17 protein-coding genes are annotated in these 19553 nt (G+C 70.5%); 11 read left to right on the top strand and 6 right to left on the bottom strand.

Translation table 11 applies throughout. The annotated features are described in order from the left end of the window. Positions 1-60: 60 nt before the first annotated feature. From ACX25U_RS10060 to ACX25U_RS10050, 3 genes are read left to right on the top strand one after another with little or no spacing between them, the layout of a single operon-like run. Entirely contained in the window at positions 61-1251 is a 1191-nt protein-coding gene (locus ACX25U_RS10060; RefSeq protein WP_454390734.1) for an ABC transporter substrate-binding protein, read from the top strand. 28 nt (positions 1252-1279) lie between these two features. Continuing rightward, positions 1280-1822, top strand: a complete 543-nt coding sequence (locus tag ACX25U_RS10055) for an HXXEE domain-containing protein (RefSeq protein WP_454390732.1) — start codon at positions 1280-1282, stop codon at positions 1820-1822. Between the two features lie 59 nt (positions 1823-1881). Further along, positions 1882-2415 carry a hypothetical protein gene (locus ACX25U_RS10050; protein WP_454390730.1) on the top strand — a complete coding sequence of 178 codons (534 nt, stop codon included), beginning with the start codon at positions 1882-1884 and terminating at the stop codon, positions 2413-2415. Here ACX25U_RS10050 and ACX25U_RS10045 read toward each other — a convergent pair. The 3 genes from ACX25U_RS10045 to ACX25U_RS10035 all read right to left on the bottom strand — a co-directional run bounded on the left by ACX25U_RS10045 (position 2405) and on the right by ACX25U_RS10035 (position 5462). Further along, complete coding sequence (locus ACX25U_RS10045; protein WP_454390728.1) at positions 2405-3544, bottom strand: serine hydrolase domain-containing protein; 1140 nt, start codon at positions 3542-3544, stop codon at positions 2405-2407. The two genes, ACX25U_RS10050 and ACX25U_RS10045, sit on opposite strands and share 11 nt — an antisense overlap. 149 nt (positions 3545-3693) lie before the next feature. Further along, a complete protein-coding gene (locus ACX25U_RS10040) occupies positions 3694-4392 on the bottom strand; it encodes a glycerophosphodiester phosphodiesterase (protein ID WP_454390726.1) in 699 nt (232 codons plus the stop codon). Between the two features lie 5 nt (positions 4393-4397). Then, positions 4398-5462, bottom strand: coding sequence for an adenosine deaminase (locus ACX25U_RS10035; RefSeq protein ID WP_454390724.1), 1065 nt, complete (start codon positions 5460-5462; stop codon positions 4398-4400). A gap of 173 nt (positions 5463-5635) precedes the next feature. On the opposite strand from ACX25U_RS10035, the gene ACX25U_RS10030 reads away from it, so the two are divergent. Continuing rightward, the gene (locus ACX25U_RS10030) at positions 5636-6298 is read left to right on the top strand and encodes a DUF4190 domain-containing protein (RefSeq protein ID WP_454390722.1); all 663 of its coding nucleotides are present in this window, start codon (positions 5636-5638) and stop codon (positions 6296-6298) included. A 691-nt stretch (positions 6299-6989) separates the two neighbouring features. Here ACX25U_RS10030 and ACX25U_RS10025 read toward each other — a convergent pair. Beyond that, positions 6990-7550 (bottom strand): NADAR family protein, encoded by a 561-nt coding sequence (locus ACX25U_RS10025; protein ID WP_454390720.1) that lies wholly within the window; start codon positions 7548-7550, stop codon positions 6990-6992. 210 nt (positions 7551-7760) lie between these two features. Between ACX25U_RS10025 and ACX25U_RS10020 the strand changes: the two genes are divergently transcribed. The 7 genes from ACX25U_RS10020 (at position 7761) to ACX25U_RS09990 (ending at position 16970) form a co-directional block, all read left to right on the top strand. Further along, positions 7761-9296, top strand: coding sequence for a gamma-aminobutyraldehyde dehydrogenase (locus ACX25U_RS10020; protein ID WP_454390718.1), 1536 nt, complete (start codon positions 7761-7763; stop codon positions 9294-9296). A gap of 51 nt (positions 9297-9347) precedes the next feature. Next, a complete protein-coding gene (locus tag ACX25U_RS10015; protein WP_454390716.1) occupies positions 9348-10595 on the top strand; it encodes a polyamine ABC transporter substrate-binding protein in 1248 nt (415 codons plus the stop codon). Further along, positions 10592-11758 carry an ABC transporter ATP-binding protein gene (locus ACX25U_RS10010; RefSeq protein ID WP_454390714.1) on the top strand — a complete coding sequence of 389 codons (1167 nt, stop codon included), beginning with the start codon at positions 10592-10594 and terminating at the stop codon, positions 11756-11758. The genes ACX25U_RS10015 and ACX25U_RS10010 overlap by 4 nt, the downstream gene beginning before the upstream one ends. Then, positions 11758-12687 (top strand): ABC transporter permease, encoded by a 930-nt coding sequence (locus ACX25U_RS10005; RefSeq protein ID WP_454390712.1) that lies wholly within the window; start codon positions 11758-11760, stop codon positions 12685-12687. Before ACX25U_RS10010 ends, ACX25U_RS10005 begins: the two co-directional genes overlap by 1 nt. Further along, the gene (locus ACX25U_RS10000; protein ID WP_454390710.1) at positions 12688-13488 is read left to right on the top strand and encodes an ABC transporter permease; all 801 of its coding nucleotides are present in this window, start codon (positions 12688-12690) and stop codon (positions 13486-13488) included. 50 nt (positions 13489-13538) lie between these two features. After that, the gene (locus tag ACX25U_RS09995; RefSeq protein WP_454390708.1) at positions 13539-14966 is read left to right on the top strand and encodes an NAD(P)/FAD-dependent oxidoreductase; all 1428 of its coding nucleotides are present in this window, start codon (positions 13539-13541) and stop codon (positions 14964-14966) included. Positions 14967-15125: 159 nt separating this feature from the next. Then, positions 15126-16970 carry a chitinase gene (locus ACX25U_RS09990; RefSeq protein ID WP_454390706.1) on the top strand — a complete coding sequence of 615 codons (1845 nt, stop codon included), beginning with the start codon at positions 15126-15128 and terminating at the stop codon, positions 16968-16970. On the opposite strand, the gene ACX25U_RS09985 is transcribed toward ACX25U_RS09990, so the two are convergent. Together ACX25U_RS09985 and gabT are read right to left on the bottom strand one after the other, a co-directional pair. Continuing rightward, positions 16900-17577, bottom strand: a complete 678-nt coding sequence (locus ACX25U_RS09985) for a phosphatase PAP2 family protein (protein ID WP_454390704.1) — start codon at positions 17575-17577, stop codon at positions 16900-16902. The genes ACX25U_RS09990 and ACX25U_RS09985 overlap by 71 nt on opposite strands. A gap of 401 nt (positions 17578-17978) precedes the next feature. Then, positions 17979-19313, bottom strand: a complete 1335-nt coding sequence (gene gabT / locus ACX25U_RS09980; RefSeq protein ID WP_454390702.1) for a 4-aminobutyrate--2-oxoglutarate transaminase — start codon at positions 19311-19313, stop codon at positions 17979-17981. Positions 19314-19553: the final 240 nt, after the last annotated feature.

Here is a 19553-nt window from a genome sequence, read left to right as displayed (position 1 = left end):
CGGGCCCACTCGACGCTGCGTCCATTGTCCGAACACGGACACGGGCGGCATGCTGGCGGCGTGCCCCAGACTCCGAAGACGCCTCCGCCCACCCGCCGCTCCCTGCTGCGCGCCCTGGGCGGCACGGCCGCGCTCGGTGCGCTCGCCGGGTGCGGTGTCCCCGCCGCCTACGTCAAGCCGGGCGACCGTACGATCCCGGACGCCTCCGCCGCCGATCGCCGGCTGTCCTGGTCGAACTGGCCGCTGTACATCGACACCGACGACGACAACCCGAACAAGCGGCCCACCCTCGAGGCCTTCGAGAAGCGCACGGGCATCTCCGTCGACTACGTCGAGGACATCAACGACAACGACGAGTTCTTCGGCAAGATCAGCCCCTCGCTGATGAACCGCCGGCAGACGGACCGCGATCTCATCGTGATCAGCGACTACATGTGCGCGCGCTACGTCCGGCTGGGCTGGGTGCTGGAGATGGACCGCAACCGCCAGCCCCATGTGGCCGAGCACCTGGACCCGCTGCTGCGCTCGCCCGCCTTCGACCCGGGCCGCAGGTTCACCGTGCCCTACCAGTCGGGCATCACCGGCATCGCCTACGACCGCCGCAGGCTCGGCCGCGAGATCCGCCAGGTCTCCGACCTGTGGGCGAGCGACCTCAAGGGCCGCGTCACCCTGCTCTCCGGCGTCGACGAGGCGTTCGCGCTGCTCATGCAGGCAGACGGCGTGGACATCACCAAGTGGACGGCCGACGACTTCCACACCGTCTGCGACCAGATGGAGCGGCAGATCCGCAGGCGCCAGATCCGCCGCTTCACCGGCAACGACTACACCAAGGACCTGGTCAGCGGCGACGTCCTGGCCTGCCAGGCCTACTCGGGTGACGTGATCCAGCTCCAGGCGGACAACCCCGACATCCACTTCGTCGTGCCCGAGGAGGGCGCCGAGCTGTGGTCGGACTCCCTGATGATCCCCAACCGGGCCCGCCACAAGACCAACGCGGAACGCCTGGTCGACTACTACTACGAGCCCGAGGTCGCCGCGGAGCTCGCCGCCTGGGTGAACTACATCTGCCCGGTCCCGGCGGCCCAGGCCGTGCTCGCCGACTCCAAGGACGAGGAGACGGCGGCCCTCGCCGAAAACCCGCTGATCTTCCCCGACACCACCATGCGCAAGCGCCTCGCCATCGCCAGGAACATCACCGCCGAGGAACGCGTGGAGTTCGCCAAGCGCTGGAACAAGATCGTGGGTATGTAGGTCGTGGACATGTAGCAGACTCACATCCATGACGCACACGTCGAGCGACCAACACGTGGGCCCCGCCGTCACGTTCGGGCTGCTGGCGGCCTGGGCCCTGCACGACGTCGAGGAGTTGGCCGCCCTGCCGGGGTGGCTGCGGCGCAATGTACCGGTGCTGCGGGGGCGGTTCCCGGGTGTGCCGGAGGCGGTGTGGCGGCGGGCCGAGTCCGTGGACGGACGCCAATTCGCGGCGGCCGTCGGGGTCATGGGCGCGATCGTCGCCACCACGTCCGCCGCCGGCGCGGCGACCGGCGGCCGGTCCGCCGCCTACCAGACGGCACTCAACGGCTTCGGCCTCCACGGCCTGGTCCACCTGGCCCAGGCCGCGGCGGTCCGCGGCTACACCCCTGGATCGGCCACCTCGCCCGTTGTGGTGGTCCCCTTCACTCTCTGGGCCCGCGCCCGGCTGCGCCGCGCCGGCGTCCTGCGCCCCACCCGCCCCCGGGACTTGGCCCTCGGCCTCGGCCTGGCGGGCGCGGCCACGGCGGCATCGCACGCGGTGGCACGCCGAGTCCTCAGAGGACGCTGAAGGCCGGCCCGCTCGACCCCTACTTTTGAACATGTTCAAGACCGGCGTACGCTCCTGCCATGAGCGACAGAGCCGCCCTGCTCAAGGGCATCCGCGTTTGGCTGGTTCTCTTCGTCGTCTGCCTGGTGCTCAGCGGCGCCACCGCGTTTCCACTGGTCCATGAACTGCACTGGACCGAGAGCTTGTTGCGGTCCCTGTCCGTGCCCGAGCACCTCCCCGCGCTCATGGACTGGATCGAGCGCGTACGGCACGGGCTCGACGCCGCCGACAGCGACTACCCGTTCCTGCTCTACGGCACGGACTGGCTGGCCTTCGCCCACCTCGTCATCGCGGTCGCCTTCTACGGCCCGTACCGCGACCCGGTCCGCAACATCTGGGTCGTCGAGTTCGGGATGATCGCCTGCGCGGGCATCGTGCCGCTGGCCCTCGTCTGCGGATCGATCCGCGGGATTCCCTTCTGGTGGTCGGTGATCGACATGTCGTTCGGGGTGTTCGGGATCGTTCCGCTGTATGCCGTACGCAGGAAGATCAAGCGGCTGGAGGCCCTGACCACGGCGACCGCGTCCCCAGCCGTCACGGCCGTCAGCGGTTGAACGCCGGATACCCGAAGCGCTCGGCGGTGGACTGGCCGTCGCCCTTGGCGTCGGTGGAGTTGACGCCGTGGACCAGGGTCCGGGACAGGTCGCGGGTCGCGGCGATCACCGCGGCGTAGCCGGGACGCGAGTCGGTCCTGCCCCAGATCACCCTGCGGTTCAGCTCGAACCGCTCCAGCGCGGCGGCGTACCGCGCGCCCGGCACGTCCGGGAGCGTGAACATCTCCCGCAGCTGCGGCTCGGGCACCACCCGGCCGCGGAACAGTGCCACCAGCAGCCGTTCGAGGTCGGCGGTCGTCGAGATCATGTCGCCGGCCGCCCACCGGTCGGACACGTTCCAGTCGGTGACGTCGACCAGTTCGCCGTCGATCCAGTCGTACCCCCGGTTGTGCGGGCCGTGGATGCGCGGGTCGGCGCCCACCGGGAACGACGTGTGCCGCATGCCCAGCGGCCGGAAGATCCGTACCTGCGCCTGGTGTGCGTAGGAGTCACCGGTCGCCTTCTCGATCAGCATCCCGAGGACGGTGTAGTGGATGTTGCCGTACGTCTGCCGCGTCCCGGGCGCGTATCCGGGCCCCTTGGCGACCGCGCCCGCCAGGACCTGCCGTGGCGTCAGCGTCTCGAAACGGTGCGGGTATCCCTCCTCGACGGTGTCGCCGAGGGACGGGCCCGGCTGCAGACCGCTGGTGTAGTTCAGCAACTGCCGTACGGTGATGGGCCGGAAGTCCTCGGTGAGCAGGCCCGGCAGATACCGCTGCACCGTGCCGTCCAGGCTGATCCGTCCCTCCGCGGCCAGTTGCAACACGATCGCCGCGGTCACCACCTTCGTCACCGAACCGGCCCGGAACCGTCCGTTCTCGAGGGCCGGCGCCCCGGTCCGGACGTCCCGCACCCCGGCCGTCCCGCGCCAGGCCCCGTCGCCGCCGACGCGGACGAGCGCCGCGGTGGCGTCCTGGTCGGGCAGGCCGGCGATCGCGGCGGAGAGCGCTTCGGCGTCCGGCCCGGCCGTGCTGCGGGCCGCGACCGGGGACGGGGAGATGGGTGCGGCGAGGGCCGGTGCGGCGAGCGGCCCGGCGGCCAGGGCGAGGACGAGAGAGGCTGCGGTCAGAGCGGTGGTACGGGCACGCATCGGCTGCTCCTACGGGATGTTCGAACGGCTGTCTCAATCATCCTCAGGGCGTACGGCGCTCAGCGGACCGTCGGCGAGGAGGGCACCCGACCCCGAGCCGTCCCGAACCAACTGGCCTGAAAAACAGGGGAGTTGTCCGGGTGCCGTCCCTACGGGGCCGTGGCCGGCCGCCGGCGCAGCGCGCACAGCACGTCGACGCGGTTGGTGGTGATCGAGTCGACGCCGAGGTCGAGGAGGCGGCGCAGGGAGCGGCTGGTGTCGGGGGTCCAGGCGGACAGCAGGTAGCCGTCGCGGCGGACCCGGGCCGCGAGGTCACGGCTGATCAGGCCGAAGCGGTAGTTCAGCCATCTCGGGCGCACCGCGTCCAGCAGCCCGGCGCGCGGGGGTGCGAGCGTGGTCCAGGTCAGGGCGATCTCGGCGGAGGGGTCGGCGGCGCGCACCGTGAGCATCGCCTCGGCGCCCGCGCAGTAGTACACGCGGTCGTGCGCCCCGCACGCGCGGACCACGTCGACGATCCGCCGCACCGTCCGCGGGCGGGCCGGGCCCGGCAGGTCGATCATCACCCGGCTGCCGTCCGTCGCGGCGAGCGCGTCCTCGAGCGTGGGCACCCGGCCGCCCGTCACCTCGCGCACCTCCCGTGCGGACAGCGCCCGCAGCGGCCGGTCGTGTGCCCACAGCCGCTTCAGCGACTCGTCGTGCAGCAGCACGGGAACGCCGTCCCGGGTCAGCCGTACGTCGATCTCGACCGCGTCCGCGCCCCGGTCGAGCGCGGAACGCAACGAGTCGATCGTGTTCTCGGGGAAGCGGTAGGGATCGCCGCGGTGCGCCACGGCCGTCACGGTCTGCATGGGGTTCATGGTGTCAGGGGGCCGGGTGCGAGCCACCGCTCGGTGTAGGCGTCGATCTCCTCCACGATGCGCCCCTTGCCGGCCTCGTCGAGGAAGGAGGCGTGCACCGCGTTCCTGGCGAGCTCGGCGATGCCCCGCTCGTCGAGGCCGAGGAGGCGGGCGGCCACGGCGTACTCGTTGTTGAGGTCGGTGCCGAACATCGGCGGGTCGTCGGAGTTGATCGTGACGAGGACCCCGGCGCGGGCGAACTCCTTGATGGGGTGCTCGTCGAGGGTGCGTACGGCTCGGGTGGCGATGTTGGAGGTCGGGCACACCTCCAGCGCGATCCGGTGCTCGGCGAGGTGCGCGAGCAGCTTCGGGTCCTGCGCGGAACTCGTGCCGTGGCCGATGCGCTCGGCGCGCAGCTCGTTCAGCGCGTCCCACACCGTCTCCGGTCCGGTGGTCTCACCGGCGTGCGGGACCGAGCGCAGCCCGGCGGCCATGGCACGGTCGAAGTAGGGCTTGAACTGCGGCCGCGGTACGCCGATTTCGGGCCCGCCGAGTCCGAACGACACCAGTCCCTCGGGGCGCAGCCGGTCGTCGGTGGCGAGCCGGACGGTCTCCTCGGCGGACTCCAGGCCGGCCTCCCCGGGGATGTCGAAGCACCAGCGCAGTACGGTCCCGAACTCGGCCTCGGCCGCCTTGCGGGCGTCCTCGATCGCGTCCATGAAGGCGCGCTCGTCGATGCCGCGGCGGGTGGAGGAGAACGGCGTGATGGTCAGCTCGGCGTAGCGCACCTGCTGACGGGCCAGGTCGCGGGCCACCTCGTAGGTCAGCAGCCGGACGTCCTCCGGGGTGCGGATCAGGTCCACGACGGACAGGTATACGTCGATGAAGTGGGCGAAGTCCGTGAAGGTGAAGTACTCGACCAGGGCCTCGGGGTCGGTGGGGACCTTGGAGTCGGGGTGGCGGGCGGCGAGTTCGGAGACGATCCGGGGGGAGGCGGAGCCGACGTGGTGCACGTGCAGTTCGGCCTTGGGCAGTCCGGCGATGAAGGAGTGCCGGTCACGCAGTGCGTGCTGGTCGGTCAAGGGGTCCCTCCCCGGGACGGGCGCCGCCCGGTGGGCGCGGCGCGGGTGATCGGCTGATCGGTGAGCACGGCCATCGTAGGCGCCCGGCCGGGTCCGCCGGCCTCCCGGCTGTCGGGGCCGAGGTGAGGAGGCCGTAGCATGGCCGGGCCATCGGATGAGGGGGAGACGAGGACATGACGGACGGAACACAGGCCGGTGGGGGCACGGGAGCCGACGACAACCCGTGGGCGCCGCCCGTGGACAGACCCTCGCTGGAGAAGAACCCGCCCGTACCGCAGCAGCCGTCGGCCCCGTACCCGGCGCAGAACCAGCCGCTCGCCTTCCCGCCTCCGTCCGTGCACGACCAGGCGACGGTGGTCTCCATGCCGGGCGCCGGCTCCGCCGTACCCCCGCCGCCCATCGCCCCCACCGGCCCCGCCCCGGGCGGATACGGCTACCCCACCTATCCCGGCTACCCGGGCCAGGGCTACGGCTGGCCCGGCACTCCGACGATGCCCCCGCAGAACGGGATGGGCACCGCCGCCATGGTGCTCGGCATCCTGTCCTGCAGCATGTTCTGCCTGTACGGCGTGTTCTCCGTGGTGCTCGGCATCGTCGCCGTGGTCCTCGGCGTCAAGGGCCGCCGGCGGGCCGAACGGGGCGAGGCCAACAACCACGGCCAGGCCCAGGCCGGCCTGATCACGGGCATCATCGGCCTGGTCCTCGGCCTCGCCATGTTGGTCCTGATGATCGTCATCATCGTGGTCGGCATCAATGAGGGGAATTCGATCGACGCCGACCCGTACTACGACGCCCGCGCCCCCCTCCCCACGGCGACCGCCCCGATCGCCCCCTGACCCCGCCGCCCCCAGGGCAAGGCCCTGCACCCCCGCCGAGCAGCCACTACGCGCCCCCACGCCCGCGCCGACCCCACGGCCGGGCGGCTCGCACCCCTGCTGGGAGCGCCACCGGACGGCTCTGTCCCGCCGGGCGCACCGCCGAGCAGGCCCTGCGCGGCTCTGCACCCACGCCGGACGCACCGCAGGTGGCCCTGCGCCGCCGCCGGGTGCGCCGTTGGCGGATCCTGTGTGGCCCGCTCCCGCCGGGGCGTCGTATCACTGAGCGGATCTTGTGCGCCCTGCGCCGCGCCGGACAGGGCGCGTCGCCGCGGGTCCTTCGCGGCCTACGCCTCCGCCGGGTGCAGCGCCGAGCAGACCCTGCGCCCGTGCCGGGCGCGCCGTCGGGCAGGTTCCGCGCGGCCCTGCGCCCATGCCGGGTTCAGCGCCAGGCGGCCTTGCGCCCGCCGCCGGGTGCACCGTCGGCGGGCGCTGTGCGACCCGTCCCCGCCGAGGGCGTCCGCGGGTCCTGTGCCGTGCCGGGTGCGTCACCGGTGGGGGCCGCCCTCCGCGGCCCTATGTCCCCGGCCCAGGTGCACGTCGCTCAGGCCCGCCGCGGCCCCACCTCCGCCCAGCGCACCTCCGCCCAGCGCACCTCCGCCCAGCGCACCTCCGCCCAGCGCACCGCCGCCCAGCGCACCGCCGGCAGGCGTTACGCCCCCGTTCGCAGCCGGCGCCGGGTCTCCATCAGGGCGAAGCCCAGCAGGTTCGGGCCGCGCCAGCGTTCCGGGTCGGTCGCGGCGGCGTCGGTCGCGGCCAGGCCGATGCCCCACACGGGGTCCACCGGGCTGGCCTCCACCAGTACCCGATCGCCGGTGGCCAGCAGGAAGTCCCGCAGGGCGGGGTGCGCGGTGAACTTGTGGACGTTGCCCTCCACCACGATCCGGAACCGCTCCCGTTCCCATAGCCGCTCGTCGAAGTCCCGCACGAGTCGCCCCGCCTTCTTGGCCTCGGCCGGGTGCCGCGCGGCCAGTACCCGCCGCTCCGCGTCCGCGTCGGCGAAGAGCCGGGCCTTGCCGGCCATCATCCAGTGCTCGGCGGTCGCGTACGGCACGCCGTCCACCACGAACGGTGACGGCCACCACTGACTCAGGCAGTTCGCGCCCACCCGGCCGTCCGGGCGCGCCCGGTGACCCCAGAAGTGCAGGTACTTGACCTGTCTCCCGGCGCGGACCTCCCTGACCAGGGCTTCCCTGGAATCGATCTCCCCCATGCACGCGAGTGTGGCACGCACCACTGACACTCCGTCCCTCCTTTTCCGTGTCGACTCGACACCTGGTCGACAGATTCCGTCGCGTAACCAAAAGGCAACAACGGAATCACTTGTTGGAGTCCCCTAACTCTGTCAGGATCGGCACTCAAATCGAGCTGGAGCTACGCCACCCGCCCTCGGTGACGAGGGGCGACGGCGGAGGAGAGCGACATGCAGAACCCGGGCAACGCCGCCCAGGACCGTTTTCCGGCGCAGAACCGTTTCGCGGACGGCGCGCAGTACATCGCCGGCCGGCTGACCAAGGGCACCTCGGGCCGCACCCACGCGGTCGTCGACCCGGCCACCGGCGAGGAGGTCCACACCTACGAACTGGCCGGCCCCGACGACGTCGACGCCGCGGTCGCCGCCGCGCGCGAGGCGTTCCCGGGCTGGGCGGGCGCCACCCCCGGCGACCGCTCGGACGCGCTGCACCGCTTCGCGGCCGTGCTCGCCGACCGGGCCGAGGACTTCGCCCGGGCCGAGTCCCTCCAGTGCGGCAAGCCCCTGAAGCTGACCCGCGAGTTCGACGTGCCCGGCACGATCGACAACGCCGCCTTCTTCGCGGGCGCCGCCCGGCATCTGCAGGGCCAGTCGGCCGGCGAGTTCTCCGGCGACCACACCTCCTACATCCGCCGCGAGCCCATCGGGGTCGTCGGCTCCATCGCACCCTGGAACTACCCCCTGCAGATGGCCGCCTGGAAGATCCTCCCGGCCGTCGCCGCGGGCAACACCATCGTGCTCAAGCCCGCCGAGTTGACCCCGCTGACCTCGCTGATGTTCGCCCAGGCCGCCACGGACGCGGGCATCCCGGACGGCGTCATCAACATCGTCACCGGCACCGGCAAGGAGGCCGGCGAGCACCTGGTCGGCCACCCCGACGTGGCCATGACCTCCTTCACCGGCTCCACCGCCGTCGGCAAGCGCGTCGCCGAGATCGCCACCGCCACCGTCAAGCGCATCCACCTGGAGCTCGGCGGCAAGGCCCCCTTCGTGGTCTTCGACGACGCCGACCTGGAGGCCGCCGTCAACGGCGCGGTCGCCGGCGCCCTCATCAACACCGGGCAGGACTGCACGGCCGCCACGCGCGCGTACGTACAGCGCCCCCTGTACGAGGAGTTCGTCGAGCGGACGGCCGCCCTGATGGAGACCGTCCGGCTGGGCGACCCCTTCGCCCCCGGCACCGACCTCGGCCCCCTCGTCTCGCACGCCCAGCGCGACCGCGTCGCCGGTTTCGTCGACCGCGCGCGTGCCTACGCGCGCGTGGTCACCGGCGGCGAGGCGCCCCAGGGCGAGCTGAAGAACGGGGCGTACTATCGCCCCACCCTGATCGCGGACGCCGCCCAGGACAGCGAGATCGTCCAGTCGGAGGTCTTCGGCCCCGTCCTCGTCGTACTCCCCTTCGACACCGACGACGAGGGGATCCGGCTGGCCAACGACATCCCGTACGGTCTGGCCGCCTCGGCCTGGAGCCGGGACGTCTACCGGGCGAACCGGGCGACGCGGGAGATCAAGGCGGGGTGCGTGTGGATCAACGACCACATCCCGATCATCAGCGAGATGCCGCACGGCGGCTACAAGCAGTCCGGCTTCGGCAAGGACATGTCCTCGTACTCGTTCGAGGAATACACGCAGATCAAGCACGTCATGTTCGACAACACCGCGGTAGCTCGCAAGGACTGGCACCGCACCATCTTCGGGGACCGATAGCAACGATCCTGGCCCGTGACCGGGCCATCTTCCCGAAAGGGCACCACGCGCATGGAGCAGTACGAGCCCGACCGCCTCACCTCGGCCCGGATGGCCGCCCCGCGGCGCAGCATCCGAGGCGGCAGGGCCTCCCTAAGCCGCCGTTCGCTGCTGCGCGCCTCCGCCGGCGGCGCGCTGGCGGTCGGCGGCCTCGGGGCGCTGAGCGCCTGCGGGATCCCCGCGGCCGGCCAGACCCGGGGCGGCACCTCCGCCGAGGACCACTCGGCCAAGGAGAAGACCGTCAACTTCTCCAACTGGCCCGTGTACATCGACGTCGACGACAGCGGCAAGCAGCACCCCACGCTCGACGCGTTCACCCGGCAGACCGGCATCAAGGTCAAGTACAACGAGGACATCAACGACAACAACGAGTTCTTCGGCAAGATCAAACCGCAGCTCGCCTCCGGCCAGGACACCGGCCGGGACCTCATGGTCCTCACCGACTGGCTGGCCGCGCGGATGATCCGGCTGGGCTGGGTGGAGAAGCTGGACCCGGCGAACCTGCCGCACGCCTTCGCCAACCTGTCCGAGCAGTTCCGCGGCCCGGACTGGGACCCGGGGCGCGCCTACTCCTACCCGTGGCAGGGTGTCTCGAACGTCATCGCCTACAACAAGAAGGCGCTCGACGGCATCGAGGTGAAGTCGATCTCCGACATGCTGGACAACCCCAAGCTCAAGGGCCGGGTCGCCTTCCTTTCGGAGATGCGCGACACCATGGGCATGACGCTGATCGACATGGGCAAGGACCCGGCGAAGTTCACCGACGACGACTACGACGCGGCGATCGCCCGCCTGCAGAAGGCCGTCGACAAGGGGCAGATACGCCGCTTCACCGGCAACGACTACACGTCCGACCTGGCCAAGGGCGACGTCGCCGTATGCCTCGCCTGGGGCGGTGACATCGTCCAGCTCCAATCGGACAGCGCCGATGTCGACTACATCATGCCGGAAGCCGGATTCACGACGGCCACCGACAACCTGCTGATTCCCCGCGGGGCCCGCCACAAGGCGAACGCCGAGCGGTTGATCGACTTCTACTACCAGCCGGAACAGGCCGCCCAGCTCGTCTCCTACACAGCCTTCATCAGTCCCGTCGACGGGGCGCGGGAAGAGCTGGCCAAGATCGACAAGTCGGCGGCGGAGAACCCGCTGATCTTCCCCACCAAGGACATGGTGGCCAGGTCCCACTCCTTCCGCGCCCTGAGCGACAAGGAAGAAGCGGCCTACGAAGCGAAGTTCGCGAAGCTCACAGGGGCGTGACGACGATGAAGAGCACGAACGACAACGGCGGCGACGTCCGCCTCACCCAGATCAGCAAGCACTACGGCGGCTTCACCGCCGTACACCCGCTGGATCTCACCGTGCCGCAGGGCTCCTTCTTCGCCCTGCTCGGCGCCTCCGGCTGCGGCAAGACCACCACCCTGCGCATGATCGCCGGCCTGGAGGAGCCCACGCACGGCACCGTCCACCTCGGCGACCAGGACGTGACGCACCTGCCGCCGTACAAACGCCCGGTCAACACGGTCTTCCAGTCCTACGCCCTCTTCCCGCACCTCGACATCTTCGAGAACGTCGCCTTCGGCCTGCGCCGGCGCGGCATCAAGAGCGTGAAGAAACAGGTCGAGGAGATGCTGGACCTGGTGCAGCTGGGCGAGCAGGCCCGCAAGAAACCGCACCAGCTCTCCGGCGGCCAGCAGCAGCGCGTCGCGGTCGCCCGCGCCCTGATCAACCACCCCAAGGTGCTGCTGCTCGACGAGCCGCTCGGCGCCCTGGACCTGAAGCTGCGCCGCCAGATGCAGCTGGAGCTCAAGCGCATCCAGACCGAGGTCGGCATCACCTTCATCCACGTCACGCACGACCAGGAGGAGGCCATGACCATGGCCGACACCGTCGCCGTGATGAACGCCGGCCGCGTCGAGCAGCTCGGCTCGCCCACCGACCTCTACGAGAACCCGAAGACCACGTTCGTCGCGAACTTCCTCGGCACCTCCAACCTGATCGAGGCCGAGGTCGACACCAGGAGCGGCGACGAAATCGTCCTGAAGGCGGGCGGCTGCAAGCTCTCCCTGTCCCAGGCGCGGTGCTCGGCCCCGGCGACGACCGGCGGCAAGATACTCGTCGGCGTCCGCCCGGAGAAGATCTCCCTCACCCACGCCGACGACGCGGGCGAGATTCCCGAGGGCCGCAACCGCATCACCGGCAGGATCGCCGACTCCAGTTTCATCGGCGTCTCCACGCAGTACGTGATCGACAGCCCGGCCTGCCCCGAGTTCGAGGTCTACGCCCAGAACATCGACCGCGACGCCCGCCTGGTGCCCGGCACCGAGGTCGTCCTGCACTGGAATCCGGCCCACACCTTCGGCCTGGACGCCGCTCAGGACATCGACGCGGGCGTGGAGACCGTGGAGGAGGAAGCCGCCTGATGGCCGCTGTCACCCAGGCGCCCGCTCCGCCGGCGCCCGCCACCCCCCAGCAGAAACCACCGCGCAGACGGGGCCGCCTCACGCCGTACTGGCTGCTGCTGCCCGGCATCCTGTGGCTGGTGGTCTTCTTCGCCCTGCCGATGGTCTACCAGGCGTCCACGTCCGTGCAGACGGGCTCCCTGGAAGAGGGCTACAAGGTCACCTGGCACTTCGTGACCTACTGGGACGCGCTGTCCGAGTACTGGCCGCAGTTCGTCCGCTCGGTCCTCTACGCGGCCTCCGCGACGATCCTGTGTCTGCTGCTCGGCTACCCGCTCGCCTATCTGCTCGCCTTCCGCGCGGGCCGCTGGCGCAACCTGCTCCTGGTCCTGGTGATCGCACCGTTCTTCACCAGCTTCCTGATCCGCACCCTGGCCTGGAAGACCATCCTCGCGGACGGCGGCCCGCTCGTCGGCGCCCTCAACGCGCTGCACGTCCTGGACGTCACCAGCTGGCTCGGCTGGACCTCCGGCGACCGGGTGCTGGCCACCCCGCTCGCGGTGGTGTGCGGTCTGACGTACAACTTCCTGCCGTTCATGATCCTGCCGCTGTACACCTCGCTGGAGCGCATCGACCCGCGACTGCACGAGGCGGCGGGCGACCTGTACGCCAGGCCCGTCACCACCTTCCGCAGGGTCACCTTCCCGCTGTCGATGCCGGGCGTGGTCTCCGGCACGCTGCTGACCTTCATCCCCGCCGCCGGCGACTACGTCAACGCCGACCTGCTCGGCTCCACCGACACCCGCATGGTCGGCAACGTCATCCAGACACAGTTCCTGCGGATCCTCGACTATCCGACGGCCGCGGCCCTGTCCTTCATCCTCATGGCCGCGATCCTCGTCATGGTCACCGTCTACATCCGCAGGTCCGGCACGGAGGATCTGGTTTAAATGGCCTTCGTCAACTGGCTCAAGCGCCACCTCGTCGTCATCGCCGGACTGCTGACGCTCGGCTACCTGCTCCTGCCGAACATCGTCGTCACGGTGTTCTCCTTCAACAAACCGAAGGGCCGCTTCAACTACCAGTGGCAGGAGTTCTCCGCGGACGCCTGGAAGGACCCGTGCGGCGTCGCCGACATGTGCGGATCGCTGTCGCTCAGCCTCCAGATCGCCCTCTGGGCGACCATCGGCGCCACCGCCCTCGGCACGATGATCGCCTTCGCGCTGGTCCGCTACCGCTTCCGCGCCCGCTCCGCCGTGAACTCGCTGATCTTCCTGCCGATGGCGATGCCCGAGGTGGTCATGGCGGCCTCGCTGCTCACCCTGTTCCTCAACATGGGTGCTCAGCTCGGCTTCTGGACCATCCTGATCGCGCACATCATGTTCTGCCTCAGCTTCGTCGTCGTCGCCGTCAAGGCACGTGTGATGTCGATGGACCCGAGGCTGGAGCAGGCCGCGCAGGACCTGTACGCCGGACCGTTCCAGACGTTCACCCGCGTCACCCTGCCGATCGCGGCCCCCGGAATCGCCGCGGGCGCGCTGCTCGCCTTCGCGCTCTCCTTCGACGATTTCATCATCACCAACTTCAACGCCGGCTCGACCGTCACCTTCCCCATGTTCGTCTGGGGCGCGGCGCAGCGCGGCACCCCCGTCCAGATCAACGTCATAGGAACGGCCATGTTCCTCATCGCCGTGCTGTTCGTCGTGACCGGCATGGTCGTCAGCAATCGCCGTACCCGGCAGAAGGCATGAGGCACGGCCTCGCCGGGACACCACAATTGACTCTGTAGGGAGTTGACATCATGGCCCCGAGCGCCATGAGCCGTGAGAACGACTGGATCACTTCTCTCTCCGACGCCCAGCCGGTCCCGTACTGGCTGGACGACCCCGGCAGGCCCCGCCCGGAGCCCGCGCTCACCGGGGCCGAGAGCTGCGACCTGCTGGTCGTGGGCGGCGGCTACAGCGGACTGTGGACCGCGCTGATCGCCAAGGAGCGCGATCCCGGCACGGATGTGGTGCTGGTGGAAGGCCGCGAGGTGGGCTGGGCCGCCTCCGGCCGCAACGGCGGCTTCTGCGACGCCTCCCTCACCCACGGCCTGCCCAACGGACTGGCCCGCTGGCCGGGCGAGATCCACAAGCTGGAGGAACTGGGCGCCCGCAACCTCGACGCCATCGAGGAGACGGTCGCCCGCCACTCCATCGACTGCGAGTTCGAACGCACCGGCGAACTCGACGTCGCCACCGAGCCGTACCAGGCCTGGGAGCTGAAGGACTGGCACGCGGAGATGGAGCAGAAGGGGCTCGCCGACGGCATCGAGTTCCTCGACCGGGAGGCGGTGCGCGAGCAGGTGGCCTCGCCCACCTTCGAGGCCGGCCTGTGGGACCGCCGAGGCGTCGCCATGCTCCACCCGGCCAAGCTCGCCTGGGGCCTGAAGCAGGCGTGCATACGGCTCGGCGTGCGCGTCTACGAGCACACCCCCGCCCTGGCACTGAAGCCGTACGGCAGTGGCATGGCCGTACGCACCCCCTACGGCCAGGTCCGTGCCCACCGGGTCGCCCTCGGCACCAACGTCTTCCCCAACCTGGTCAAACGGGTCCGCTCCTACACCGTCCCGGTCTACGACTACGCCCTGATGACCGAGCCGCTGACCGCCGAGCAGATGGCGTCGATCGGCTGGAAGAACCGCCAGGGCATCGGGGACAGCGCCAACCAGTTCCACTACTTCCGCCTCTCCGCGGACAACCGGATCCTGTGGGGCGGCTACGACGCGATCTACCCCTACGGCGGCCGGGTACGCGCCGAGTACGACGAGCGCCCGGAGACGTACGCCAAGCTCGCCGGGCACTTCTTCACCTGCTTCCCGCAGCTGGAGGGCGTCCGCTTCACGCACGCCTGGGGCGGCGCCATCGACACCTGCTCACGCTTCTCGGCCTTCTTCGGCACCGCCCACCAGGGCAAGGTCGCTTACGCGGCCGGCTACACGGGCCTCGGCGTCGGCGCCACCCGCTTCGGCGCCGAGGTGATGCTCGACCTGCTGGCGGGGGAGCGCACCGAGCGCACGGAGCTGGAGATGGTCCGCAAGAAGCCCCTGCCCTTCCCGCCCGAGCCGTTCGCCTGGACCGGCATCGCCCTCACCAAGTGGTCCCTGGCCCGCGCCGACGCGAACGGCGGCCGCCGCAACCTGTGGCTGCGCACGATGGACCGCCTGGGCCTGGGCTTCGACAGCTGACGCCTGAGGGGAGACCTCCCTCTTCCTCGTGACGCGACCCGCGCGTCCGCGGGAGAGGGAGGTCTTCTCATGGCGCCACAGGTCTTGACAACTTAATTGGTCTGGACCAGGTTGGGGCGCGCTCCACCCTCCCCAATCCCCCCATGTCCGGAGGCAGTTGTGGACCGTGACAGACGCAGACCAGCCAGACCAGCCGGACCGGCCAAGCGCCGACTGCTCGCCGCGCTCACGGCCACGCTCCTCGCCCTGCCCGGCGTCACCGCGCTCACGTCGCCCGCGCGAGCGGCCGACGCGGACGTCCTGCGCAACGGCGGGTTCGAGGCGGGGCTCGACGGCTGGACCTGCTCGGGGTCCGGTACGACGGTGAAGTCTCCGGTCCGCAGCGGCAGTTCGGCACTGCAGGCGACCCCGGCCGGCAGCGACAACGCCCAGTGCACGCAGACGGTGCCGGTCCAGCCGAACTCCCAGTACACGCTGTCGGGTTACGTCCGAGGTTCCTACGTCTACCTGGGCGCGAGCGGCACCGGCACCACCGACGTCTCCACCTGGACCCAGTCCGCCCCCGACTGGCAGCAGCTCACCACCACCTTCCGCACCGGCGCGCAGACCACCAAGGTCACGATCTACACCCACGGTTGGTACGGCACGGGCGCCTACCACGCCGACGACCTCTCGCTCGTCGGCCCGGGCGGCAACACCGGCCAGCAACCGCCCGCCGCGCCGACCGGCCTGAAGACCGGCACCGTCACCTCGACCAGCGTCGCTCTGTCCTGGTCCCCGGTGACCGGCGCGACGAGCTACGCGGTCTACCGCGACGGCACGAAGGCCCAGACGGTGACCGGCACGTCCGCGACGATCACCGGCCTGTCACCCTCGACGGCGTACGGCTTCCAGGTCGCGGCGGTGAACGCCGCGGGCGAGTCCGCGAAGTCGGCGACGGTGACGGCGACGACGACCGCCGGATCCGGCGGCACCACGGACCTCCCGCCGCACGCCCTGGTCGGCTACCTGCACGCGAGCTTCGCCAACGGCGCCGGATACACCCGCCTGGCCGATGTCCCCGACAGCTGGGACGTGATCGACCTGGCCTTCGGTGAGCCGACGTCGGTCACCTCGGGCGACATCCGCTTCAACCGCTGCCCGGTCACCGAGTGCCCGAACGTCGAGAGCGACGCCGAGTTCAAGGCGGCGATCAAGGCCAAGCAGGCGGCCGGCAAGAAGGTCCTGATCTCCATCGGCGGCCAGAACGGCCAGGTGCAGCTGACCACGACGGCGGCCAGGGACACGTTCGTCTCGTCCGTTTCGAGGATCATCGACACCTACGGCCTGGACGGCCTGGACATCGACTTCGAGGGCCACTCCCTGTCCCTGAACGCGAACGACACGGACTTCAGGAACCCGACGACCCCCGTGGTCGTCAACCTGATCTCGGCCCTGAAGACCCTGAAGGCGAAGTACGGCGCCAAGTTCGTCCTGACCATGGCCCCGGAGACCTTCTTCGTCCAGATGGGCCACCAGTACTACGGCACGGGCAAGTGGGGCGGCCAGGACCCGCGCTGCGGGGCGTACCTCCCGGTGATCCACGCCCTCCGCGACGACCTCACGCTCCTGCATGTCCAGGACTACAACTCGGGCCCGATCATGGGCCTGGACAACCAGTACCACTCCATGGGCGGCGCGGACTTCCACATCGCCATGACCGACATGCTCCTCACGGGATTCCCGGTGGCCGGGGACGCGACGAACGTCTTCCCACCCCTGCGCCCCGACCAGGTGGCGATCGGCATGCCGGCCTCCACGAACGCGGGCAACGGATACGTCTCCCCGTCCGAGGTCACCAAGACCCTGGACTGCCTGACCAGGAAGACGAACTGCGGCTCGTACACCACCCACGGCACCTGGCCGGCTCTGCGCGGTCTGATGACGTGGTCGGTCAACTGGGACCGGTTCGGGAGCTGGGAGTTCCAGAAGAACTTCGACGCCTACTTCGGCCGAGGCCGCTGAGCAGCAGCCACAGCGCGGAGAGCAGCACGGCGCTCAGGCACCAGCTGGCCACGACATCCAGTGGCCAGTGGTAGCCGCGCCGTACGAGCCCGTACGACGCACCGAGCACGAGCGCGGCGCAGACGGAGACGAGGGCGCGGCGGGTGGTGGCCGTGCGCAGCCAGGGCAGTAGCACGAGCGTCGCGGCACCGTAGGCGACGGCGGCGGTGGCCGTGTGCCCGGAGGGGAAGTAACCGGTCCCGGGCGGCACGGCCGCCGTGCCGTGCCGGGCCGTCCACTCCTTGAGCGGCACGACGAACACCGGCACCAGTACCATCAACCCGGCCGCCCCGAGGGGCCCCAGCCACCACCGGTCCCTACCCGTGGTCCGTCCCTGCCAGGCCACGTACCCGAGCACGACCACGAGCACCGGAACCGCGACCTGCACGTTCCCGAGATCCGCGAGCAGCTCGGACCCCCGGTCCGGATGCAGCAGAACGCGACTGAGCCCCCGGTCCACCCCCAGAAGCGGCCCATGGCTGACGACCTGCCAGGTGATCAGCGAGAAGAGTACGGCCGGAAGACCGACAAGCCAGACGAGAAGCAGGAAAACCCGCGAAGACGACACACGCACAGCTTCGCAGGTGCGGCGGCGCACGCCGAAGGGCCGGCGCAAGGGGGGAGCTGCGCCGGCCCTACGGGGAACGGTCCGTCAGTTGCGGGCCGTTCGGATCGGAACGTCGCGCGCCCCGGGGGGTGTGGGGCGGGCGACCGTCCGATCGGTGAGGAGGTTCGGAGCCTGCCGGCTCCGGGTGTGTGCGCGAGGCACGGCCAGGTCGAAGCTGGGGAGGCTACGGCCTGCCGCCCACAGTCCCCTGTGGGCGGGTGTTTCTCTCATCTGAGGAGAGAACCTACGGCAGCGGGTGGACGCAGAACAGCCGGAACGGCGTCCTGCCATCCACCTCGCACACCTTCTTCACACGCTCGCCGCCGACTGCGTCAGGCGTGCGTATCCGCCGCTCAGATGTCTCAGATGCGCGCGAACGCCTGCTCGATGATGTCCAGGCCCTCGTTCAACAGGTCCTCGCCGATGACGAGCGGGGGCAGGAAGCGCAGGACGTTGCCGTAGGTGCCACAGGTCAGGACCAGCAGGCCCTCGGCGTGGCAGGCCTTGGCGAGGGCGGCCGTCGCCTCCGGGTTCGGCTCCTTGGTCGTACGGTCCTTGACCAGCTCGATGGCGATCATCGCGCCGCGGCCGCGGACGTCGCCGATGACGTCGAACTTCTCGGCCATGGCGGTGAGGCGGCCCTTCATGATCGCCTCGATGTTCTTCGCCTTGGCGTTGAGGTCCAGCTCCTTCATCGTCTCGATCGCGCCGAGCGCGCCCGCGCAGGCGACCGGGTTGCCGCCGTAGGTGCCGCCCAGGCCGCCCGCGTGGGCGGCGTCCATGATCTCGGCGCGGCCGGTCACGGCGGCCAGCGGGAGGCCACCCGCGATGCCCTTCGCCGTGGTGATCAGGTCCGGGACGATGCCCTCGTCCTCGCACGCGAACCACTGGCCGGTGCGGCAGAAGCCGGACTGGATCTCGTCGGCGACGAAGACGATGCCGTTGTCGGCGGCGAACTGGCGGATCGCCGGCAGGAAGCCCTTGGCCGGCTCGATGAAGCCGCCCTCACCCAGCACCGGCTCGATGATGATCGCGGCCACGTTGTCGGCGCCGACCTGCTTGGTGATCTGGTCGATGGCGGCCTTGGCGGCCTCGGGGCCCGCGTTCTCCGGGCCGGTCGGCCAGCGGTAGGCGTAGGCGAGCGGGGCGCGGTAGACCTCGGGGGCGAAGGGGCCGAAGCCGTGCTTGTACGGCATGTTCTTCGCGGTCAGCGCCATGGTGAGGTTCGTCCGGCCGTGGTAGCCGTGGTCGAAGACCACGACCGCCTGGCGCTTGGTGTACGCGCGGGCGATCTTGACGGCGTTCTCGACGGCCTCGGCGCCGCTGTTGAACAGGGCCGACTTCTTGGCGTGGTCGCCCGGCGTGAGCTCGGCCAGCGCCTCGGCGACGGCCACGTAGCCCTCGTACGGCGTGACCATGAAACACGTGTGGGTGAAGTCGGCGAGCTGCGCGGAGGCACGGCGTACGACGGCCTCGGCGGACGCGCCGACGCTGGTCACCGCGATGCCGGAGCCGAAGTCGATGATCCGGTTGCCGTCGACGTCCTCGATGATGCCGCCGCCGGCGCGGGTGACGAAGACCGGCAGCGTGGAGCCCACGCCCTGCGCGACCACGGCCGTACGGCGGGCCTGCAGCTCCTGCGACTTCGGGCCGGGGATGGCGGTGACGACGCGGCGCTCCTGCTCAAGTGCGGTCATGGGGGGCTCCCTGCTGATCTTGCGTTGGTGAAGGGGAAACGACGGATGGGTGCGGTGGGCCATCAGGCGGACGCTGTCTCCTTTTCTCGCAGGTTAAGGCGGCGGGGGAGGGGCGGGCATGCTCCATGTGGGCGTTGTCGGCGGTCGCGGTTGTCCGTGGTGGATATAGAAGGGGGCGGGCCGGGAAGGGCCGAGTACCGGCGCCACTGGTGTGCGCGTTGGTGCGCAATCGGTGAACTC

Source organism: Streptomyces sp. JNUCC 63 (assembly GCF_054366325.1).
This window is presented reverse-complemented; position numbering and strand designations above follow the sequence as displayed.

What these genes read in the sequence shown, in the direction of transcription:
- ACX25U_RS10045 (WP_454390728.1), bottom strand. Translation starts at nt 3,544, where the DNA reads ATGCGTGCCCGTACCACCGCTCTGACCGCAGCCTCTCTCGTCCTCGCC.
- ACX25U_RS10015 (WP_454390716.1), top strand. Translation starts at nt 9,348, where the DNA reads ATGGAGCAGTACGAGCCCGACCGCCTCACCTCGGCCCGGATGGCCGCC.
- ACX25U_RS10000 (WP_454390710.1), top strand. Translation starts at nt 12,688, where the DNA reads ATGGCCTTCGTCAACTGGCTCAAGCGCCACCTCGTCGTCATCGCCGGA.
- ACX25U_RS10030 (WP_454390722.1), top strand. Translation starts at nt 5,636, where the DNA reads ATGACGGACGGAACACAGGCCGGTGGGGGCACGGGAGCCGACGACAAC.
- ACX25U_RS09995 (WP_454390708.1), top strand. Translation starts at nt 13,539, where the DNA reads ATGGCCCCGAGCGCCATGAGCCGTGAGAACGACTGGATCACTTCTCTC.
- ACX25U_RS10050 (WP_454390730.1), top strand. Translation starts at nt 1,882, where the DNA reads ATGAGCGACAGAGCCGCCCTGCTCAAGGGCATCCGCGTTTGGCTGGTT.
- ACX25U_RS10020 (WP_454390718.1), top strand. Translation starts at nt 7,761, where the DNA reads ATGCAGAACCCGGGCAACGCCGCCCAGGACCGTTTTCCGGCGCAGAAC.
- ACX25U_RS10005 (WP_454390712.1), top strand. Translation starts at nt 11,758, where the DNA reads ATGGCCGCTGTCACCCAGGCGCCCGCTCCGCCGGCGCCCGCCACCCCC.
- ACX25U_RS10025 (WP_454390720.1), bottom strand. Translation starts at nt 7,550, where the DNA reads ATGGGGGAGATCGATTCCAGGGAAGCCCTGGTCAGGGAGGTCCGCGCC.
- ACX25U_RS10040 (WP_454390726.1), bottom strand. Translation starts at nt 4,392, where the DNA reads ATGCAGACCGTGACGGCCGTGGCGCACCGCGGCGATCCCTACCGCTTC.
- ACX25U_RS10055 (WP_454390732.1), top strand. Translation starts at nt 1,280, where the DNA reads ATGACGCACACGTCGAGCGACCAACACGTGGGCCCCGCCGTCACGTTC.
- gabT (WP_454390702.1), bottom strand. Translation starts at nt 19,313, where the DNA reads ATGACCGCACTTGAGCAGGAGCGCCGCGTCGTCACCGCCATCCCCGGC.